General features: G+C 71.8%; 6 protein-coding genes. 5 read left to right on the forward strand and 1 reads right to left on the reverse strand.

What is annotated here, in order from left to right; all coding sequences use genetic code 11:
* Positions 1-166 precede the first annotated feature (166 nt).
* Positions 167-1,615, forward strand: coding sequence for an ATP-binding protein (locus tag GUY59_RS45060; RefSeq protein WP_138208417.1), 1,449 nt, complete (start codon positions 167-169; stop codon positions 1,613-1,615).
* Positions 1,616-1,767: 152 nt separating this feature from the next.
* Complete coding sequence (locus GUY59_RS45065; protein WP_330849305.1) at positions 1,768-2,898, forward strand: M20 family metallopeptidase; 1,131 nt, start codon at positions 1,768-1,770, stop codon at positions 2,896-2,898.
* Here the strand turns inward: GUY59_RS45065 and GUY59_RS45070 are convergent.
* Positions 2,882-3,916 (reverse strand): ROK family transcriptional regulator, encoded by a 1,035-nt coding sequence (locus tag GUY59_RS45070; RefSeq protein ID WP_138208418.1) that lies wholly within the window; start codon positions 3,914-3,916, stop codon positions 2,882-2,884. The genes GUY59_RS45065 and GUY59_RS45070 overlap by 17 nt on opposite strands.
* A 71-nt stretch (positions 3,917-3,987) precedes the next feature.
* Between GUY59_RS45070 and GUY59_RS45075 the strand changes: the two genes are divergently transcribed.
* The 3 genes from GUY59_RS45075 to GUY59_RS45085 form a co-directional block, all read left to right on the forward strand.
* Entirely contained in the window at positions 3,988-5,151 is a 1,164-nt protein-coding gene (locus tag GUY59_RS45075) for an MFS transporter (protein WP_138208419.1), read from the forward strand.
* Positions 5,152-5,278: 127 nt separating this feature from the next.
* The gene (locus tag GUY59_RS45080) at positions 5,279-6,346 is read left to right on the forward strand and encodes an LLM class flavin-dependent oxidoreductase (RefSeq protein WP_138208420.1); all 1,068 of its coding nucleotides are present in this window, start codon (positions 5,279-5,281) and stop codon (positions 6,344-6,346) included.
* The coding region (locus GUY59_RS45085; RefSeq protein ID WP_161715062.1) for an AMP-binding protein at positions 6,343-7,270 on the forward strand (928 nt) is incomplete at its 3' end. The genes GUY59_RS45080 and GUY59_RS45085, both read left to right, overlap by 4 nt.

Raw genomic sequence — 7,270 nt, forward strand, 5'->3', positions numbered from 1 at the left:
TTCACGATCTGCGCCACGCCTCACATCCTACCGAAGGATCAAGAAGGACTCGCGCGTTTGTTCGATACGCCGGTTCGCCTGGAGGCGAATCGGCTGCCCCTGCCCTGCTCCGCAGGGGTCCGATTCCTCCCCCGCCTGAAGGCGGGGGTCTCCTCGGAGGCATCTGATGAACCGAGAGCAGGCCGGCATCGACATCGACGAGCTGCGCAAACTGTTCCTGTTCGAGCGGCTGACCGACGAGCAGCTCAGCAAGCTCGCCGGCAGCGGCGCGGTGCAGACGTACGCGCGGGACGAGGACGTCCTGCGGCAGGGCGAGCCGGCGGAGTGCTTCGCGGTGCTGATCGAGGGCGAGGTGCAGATGATCAGCGAGACGGTCAGCGCCGGCACCGTCGCCATGCCCCGCACCTCGCAGCCCGGCGTCTACGGCGGCGCCACCTCGGCCTACCTCGGCCTGCGGGCGCCGCAGACCTACCAGCACACCCTGCGGGCCACGGCCCCCTCGCGGATCTTCATGCTGCCGGCCAAGAAGTTCGCCTACATCGTGGCCGAGTGGTTCCCCATGGCGATGCACCTGCTCGACGGCCTGCTGTCGGGCGGCAGGATGCAGCGGGAGATCATCGACCGGCGGCAGCGGCTCACCGCGCTCGGAACGATCACGGCCGGGCTGACGCACGAGCTGAACAACCCGGCCGCGGCCGCCGTACGCGCGGTGAGCGAGCTGCGCACGCTGCTGCGGGCCTCGCGGTTGCAGCTCGCCCAGCTCGCCGAGGACGGCATCGCGCCCGACAAGCTCCGCACGCTGGTCGAGGTGCAGGAGCACTGCACAGAAGCGCTGGGCAGGAAGCAGCGTTCGCCGCTGGAGATCTCCGACGCCGAGGACGCGCTGGGCGAGGAGCTGGACGAGCTGGGCGTCGAGGACGCGTGGGAGCTGGCGCCCTCGCTCGTCAACGCCGGGTTCTCCAGCGACGACCTGCGCAAGATCCGCGGCACGATGGGTGAGGAGCACACGCCGGCCGCTCTGCGCTGGCTGGCCGACGCGATCGAGATCTCGCAGATGCTGAGCGAGGTGACCGAGGCGACCGAGCGCATCACGTCGCTGATCCGCTCGGCCAAGCAGTATTCGCAGATGGACCGGGCGCCGTTCCAGCTGGTCGACGTGCACGACCTGCTCGACAGCACGGTCGCGATCTTCCGTGGCAAGATCCCGCCGGGGGTCACGGTGGTCACCGACTACGACCGTACGCTGCCGCTGATCCCCTGCTACGCGGGCGAGCTCAACCAGGTGTGGACCAACCTGATGCACAACGCGCTCGACGCCATGGGCGAGTCGGGCACGCTGACCATCCGCACCGCGTACGACGAGGACGAGGCGATCGTCGAGATCGGCGACACCGGGCCGGGCGTGCCCGAGGCGATCAGGGACCGGATCTTCGAGCCGTTCTTCACCACGAAGACCGTCGGGGAGGGCACCGGGCTCGGGCTCGACATCTCCTACCGGATCGTGGCCGGGCGGCACGGCGGGGAGATCAAGGTGCGCTCGGAGCCGGGCGACACGTGGTTCGAGGTACGGCTTCCGCTGCGCGAGCCCACGGCCGTTCCTGAGCCCGCCGTGTGAGCCTGGGGCGTGTCGGGACATGCGGAAACCAGCGGCAAATCTCGACTTGTCATGACGAGTCGTGACCCCGTGTAATGGTTGACCGTAATGCGGAAAGGAGGCTTGCCCGTGGCCACGTCCCTTTCCCGGCAGCCCTCGGAAGGACATTCGCGTTGATCATCGACTGGACCCGGCAGGCCCTACCGGCCATGCTCGACGACCTGAAGGCCGTGGTCGAGCTGGAGACCCACAGCTACGACAAGGCCATGCTGGTCAAGGGTCTGCGTGAGATCAGGGCCAGAGCCGTCGCGCGGCTCGGGACGCCCGACGACGAGATCCTGCACGAGGGCGGACAGCACGGCGACATCCTGGAGCTCACCTATCAGGGCACCGCCCCGGGCACGGTGCTCGTGCTCTGCCACTACGACACCGTCTGGCCGACGGGGACGCTGCGCTCGTGGCCGTTCGCGGTGGTGGACGACAAGGCCACGGGGCCCGGCGTGTTCGACATGAAGACAGGGCTGGTGCAGTCGATCTGGGCGCTGCGCGGGCTGCGGGAGCTGGGCCTGCCGCATCCGAGCGTGCGTTACCTGTTCAACGGGGACGAGGAGATCGGCAGTCCGGCCTCGCGCGAGCACATCGAGGCGGCCGGCATCGACGCGCTGGCCACCCTGGTCTTCGAGGCGTCCATGGACGGCGCGCTCAAGACCGCGCGCAAGGGCGTGGGGCTGTTCAACGTCAGCGCCACGGGGGTAGAGGCGCACGCGGGGCTGGATCCGTACGCGGGGGCGAGCGCGATCCACGCGTTGGCCGAGGTCGTCACCACGCTGGCCGCGGCGGGCTCGCCCGAGCGCGGCACCACGGTCAACGTCGGCCTGATCGGCGGCGGCACCGGCCGCAACGTGGCGGCCGGGCGCGCGACCTGCGGCGTGGACGTCCGCGTGAGCGATCCGGCGGAGATGGAGCGGATCGACGAGGTGTTCGCCAGGCTGCGGGCGTCGGACCCGCGGGTGTCGATCTCGTCGACCGGCGAGTGGAACCGGCCTCCCATGACGCCCAACCCGGCCTCCCAGCGGCTGTTCAAGGAAGCACAGGAGGTGGCGGCCGGCTTCGGATGGCTGCTGGACGAGGCGGCGGTCGGCGGAGCCAGCGACGGCAACTTCGTCTCGGCGCTCGGGCGCCCGGTGCTGGACGGCATGGGGGCGATCGGGGACGGGGCGCACGCGCGGCACGAACACGTGCTGGTCGAGCACATCCCCGACCGGACGGCACTGGCGATCGGGCTGGTCAGCGCCCTGGCCTGACCCCGCTGAAAACGTTGTCACGGGCGCGGTCGAGCGCGGTGAGCACGGCTCCGTGCAGCACCGCGTCGCCCTCGACCGTGGTGGCGCGGACCTCGGTGGGCGCCGGTGACATCGCCCGCAGGTGCTCGGCCACCTGTTCCGCCAGCGCGTCACCGCCGTCCTGTCCCAGCTCGCCGCCGAGCACGATCAGCCCGGGGTCGAGGAGGGTGACGCAGGCGAAGGCGCCCCTGGCGATGCGCGCCGCCAGCTCGGCGCGGTCGAGCCCCTGGACGGCGTCGGCCGACACGAGGTGGCAGAAGTCCGTGCCGCCCATGTCGAGGAAGCCGATCTCTCCCGCGCCGCCCGACGCCCCTCGTCGCACCCTGCCGCCGAGCACGACGGCCGCTCCCGTCGCGTCACCCAGCCAGAGCAGCACGAAGTCCTCGCTTCCCTGCGCGGCTCCCGTACGCAGTTCGGCGACGGCGGCGAGGTTGACCTCGTTCTCCAGGAGCACCGGCACGCCGAGGCGCTCCCCCAGCGAGGAGATCAGCCCTGGCCTCCATCCGGGCACCTCGTTGGCGGACACCAGCTCTCCGGAGCCCGGATCGACCAGCCCCGGTGCGCCGATCACCACCATGTCGAGCGCGCGGCCGGCCGCCGCATCCTCGACCGCGCCGGCGACAAGACCGGCGAGCTCACCGGCGACCGCTCGCGAGGCCGCACCGGCCGGCCGGCCGGCGAGGTCGGCGACCGTGACGTGCACGGCGGAACGCCGCAGGTCGATGCCCGCCACGTGGGCGCGGCCCGCCACGAGGCCGTAGAGCCGGGCGTTCGGCCCCCGCCGCTCGGCGCCGGTCTCGCCGGTGACCTCGATGAGACCGCTTTCCGTGAGCCGCTCGATGAGGTCGGACACGGTCGGCCGGGACAGGCCGGTCAGCGCGCGCAGCTGCGGCGCGGTCAGCGGACCGCGTTCGAGCAGCAGGTCGAGCGCCAGCCGGTCGTTGATCGCACGGGCCATGGATGGGGTCGCGGTCTTCATCCCTCCATATTAGTCAGGGACCCTGCATAAAAACGCTTTTCATCAGGAACCCTTCCTGATAATTTGCTCGCATGAATCCCCATCGGGCCATCGCCGTCGTCTTCGCCCTGCACGGCGCCGTCGGCGGCAGCCTGGCCACCCGCATCCCCTGGCTCCAGGGCCAACTGGACCTCGGCCCCGGCATCCTCGGCCTCGCGCTGCTCTTCCCGTCGATCGGCGCCATCGCCGGCCTGCCGCTGGCCGCCCGCCTGGCCCACCGCTTCGGCGGGCGCGCCGCCACCCGCGTGCTGCTCGCCGCGTGGAGCGCGAGCGTGATCCTGCCCGTGCTCTCGCCCGCGCCCGGCTGGTTGTTCGGGGCGTTCCTGCTGTACGGCTGCACGGCCGGCATGTGCGACGTGGTGATGAACGCCCACGCCGTCGTGCTCGAACGCCGTCTCGGCCGCTCGATCATGTCAGGACTGCACGGCATGTGGAGCGTGGGCTGCCTGACCGCGGGCGGCGTCGGAGCCCTGGCCGCGCAGGCCGGCATCGACGCCAGGATCCACCTCGCGGCGGTCTCCCTCACCCTGATCGTGCTGGGCGCGGCGGCCGGGAGAAGCCTGCCGCCCGGCGACGCTTCCACCCATGCGCCTCCGCCCCGCCGCCTCGTCCTGCCCTCCCGCGGCATCCTGGCCATCGGCGCGGTCGGGTTCTGCGCCACGTTCGCGGAGGGCGCCGGCGCCGGCTGGGCAGCCGTCTACCTCTCCGAGATCGCCTCCGCCGGCCCGGGGGCGGCCGCCGCCGGATACACCGTGCTCATGGTCGCCATGGCGGGCGCCCGGCTGGCGGGCGACCGGGTCATCCACGCGCTCGGGCCCGTGACGGCCGTCAGAGCAGGTGGCATCGTGGCGACCGCCGGCTGCGTCATGGTGGTCGCGGCCCGCTCCCCCGCCCTGGGCATCGCCGGGTTCGCCCTGCTGGGCCTCGGCGTGGCGGTGGTCGTGCCGCTGGTGTTCACGGCGGCGGGCAACGCCGGGACGACGCCGGGCGCGGGCGTCGCGGGCGTGGCCACGATCACGTACGTGTCGGGGCTGTCGGCGCCCGCCGTCATCGGGTGGGTCGCGGACTGGCTGTCCTACCCGGCCGCGTTCGTGATGATCACCGGCGTGGTGGTGCTGCTGACGCTGCTGGCACCCGTCCTGCGGCCCTCGCCCGCATCCGCGCCGTCGAGGGAAGAGGCGCTCAGCGCCACCTGACGAGGGCGGCCGTCAGGTCGCCCCTCCGCTCCAGCGAGATCGCGGCGGCCCGCCCGGCCTGGACTGTGGTGGGCTCCCGCGTATACGCTCCCAAGCGAGCGCTTGGTTTATCTCGAGGGGCCGCCGCATGAAGTTCTCGACCTTCCACCTCTTCCACCGCTTCGACGGCCAGAGCTTCAAGGACGTCTACGACCACCACCTGGAGCTCATCGAACTGGCCGAGGAGCTGGGGTTCGACGGGGTACGGCTGGCCGAGCACCACTTCCGCGACTACGGCGTCGCCCCCAACCTGTTCACCATGCTCGCCCACGCCGCCGCCCGCACCACTCGGCTCCGGCTGGGCACCGGCATCGTGGTGCTGCCCTTGCACGACCCGATCCACGTGGCCGAGGAGGCCGCGCAGGTGGACGTGCTCTCCGGCGGCCGGCTCGACCTGGGGATCGGACGCGGATACCAGAGCGCCGAGTTCGAGGGGTTCGGGATCGACCTGGCGGAGGCCCGTGACCGGTTCAACGAGGCGCTCGAGGTCATCGTCGGGCTCTGGACGCGGGAGACGTACCAGCACGAAGGGAAGTTCTACCGGACCGGCGCCGAGGTCTCGCTCGTGCCGAGGCCGCTACAGGCGCCCCACCCGCCGATGCACGTCGCGGCCGTCTCGCCCGAGACCGTCACCATGTACGCCGAGCGCGGGCTGCCCATCCTGGCCGACCCCGCCGCGACGTTCCGCAAGGTCTGCGCGGCGGCCGGGACCTGGCGCGAGACGGCCGCTCGGGCCGGCCATCCGGACGGGGCCGAGCTGGTGGTGGCACGCAGCGTGTACGTCGCCCCCACCCTGGAGCAGGCCCGCGCGGACCAGGAACGTTTCGAGGCGTCGTTCGACCGCTCGCGCATCTTCAACGAGCGCAGCGCCCCGATCGACCCGAAGACGGGCCGCGCCGCGCAGGGCTTCGAGTACTACCAGGACCGCTATCTCAAGGGCGGCACCGTGTCGGCCGACTTCCGGTGGGAGCAGTTGGAGGTCATCGGGGACCCGGCACGGGTGATCGAGCAGATCACGCTGCTCAGGAACGCCGGCTTCACGAACCTCCTGTGCGACTTCGGCAGCACCCGGCCGATGCCGCTGGAGGACATGAAGCAGGTCATGCGGTTCTTCGCCGCCGAAGTGATGCCCGCGTTCCTCCGGAGGGTCACATGATCCACAGCCTGTCCCTGTCGGACGTCCTCGCCGACCACGCCCGCAGCCGCCCGGGGGTCACCGCGGTGGTGGACGGCGCGACGCGGCTGACGTACCCGGAGCTCGACGCCCGCGTGACCCGCCTGGCCGGTGCCCTGGCAGGGCTGGGGGTCGGCGGCGGCGACCGGGTGCTCTGGCTGGGCCGCAACTCCTGCGCGGTGCTGGAGCTGCTGCTGGCCTGCTCGCGGCTGGGAGCGGTGTGCTGCCCGGCCAACTGGCGGCAGTCGGAGGACGAGCTGCGGTTCGTGCTGGCCGACCTGACCCCGTCGGTCGTCGTCTGGGAGCCGTCGGACACGACGGACGCGTTGCGCGGCTCGGGGCAGGGCGTGTGGGTGCGGGCGGGCGACGCGTACGAGCGGCTGATCGCCGACGCGAGCCCCCGGGAGTTCCCGCAGGTGGCGGACGCCGAGCCGGTGCTGGCGCTTTACACCGCCGCGTTCGGCGGCCGGCCGTGCGCCGCCCTGCTCGGCAGCGCCGCGCTCGTCGCCCACGCCACCTCGCTGCTCGTCGTCCGGCAGATGGAGCCGGGCTTCACCTTCCTCAACAGCGGCCCGCTCTACCACGTGGGCACGATGATGTTCTGCCTGGCGACCTTCCAGATCGGCGGCACTAACGTCTTCATCCCCGCGTTCGACCCCGAGGAGGTCTGCCGGCTGGTCGACGCCGAGCGGGTGACGCAGGCGTTCCTGTTCGGGCCGATGATCGACGCCGTCACGAAGGCGAACGCGGACGGCGCGTACGACCTGTCGTCGCTGCGGTTCGTCGCCCACTCGGCCGAGTGGGACGACATGATCACCGTGGACGGCTCGCCCTGGTGCCGGTCGAAGATGGGTGGCTACGGGCAGACGGAGGTGGGCGGGATGCTGACGTTCCTGGGGCTGGCGG

The organism is Nonomuraea sp. K271 (assembly GCF_009908215.1).
Taxonomy (GTDB): domain Bacteria; phylum Actinomycetota; class Actinomycetes; order Streptosporangiales; family Streptosporangiaceae; genus Nonomuraea; species Nonomuraea longispora.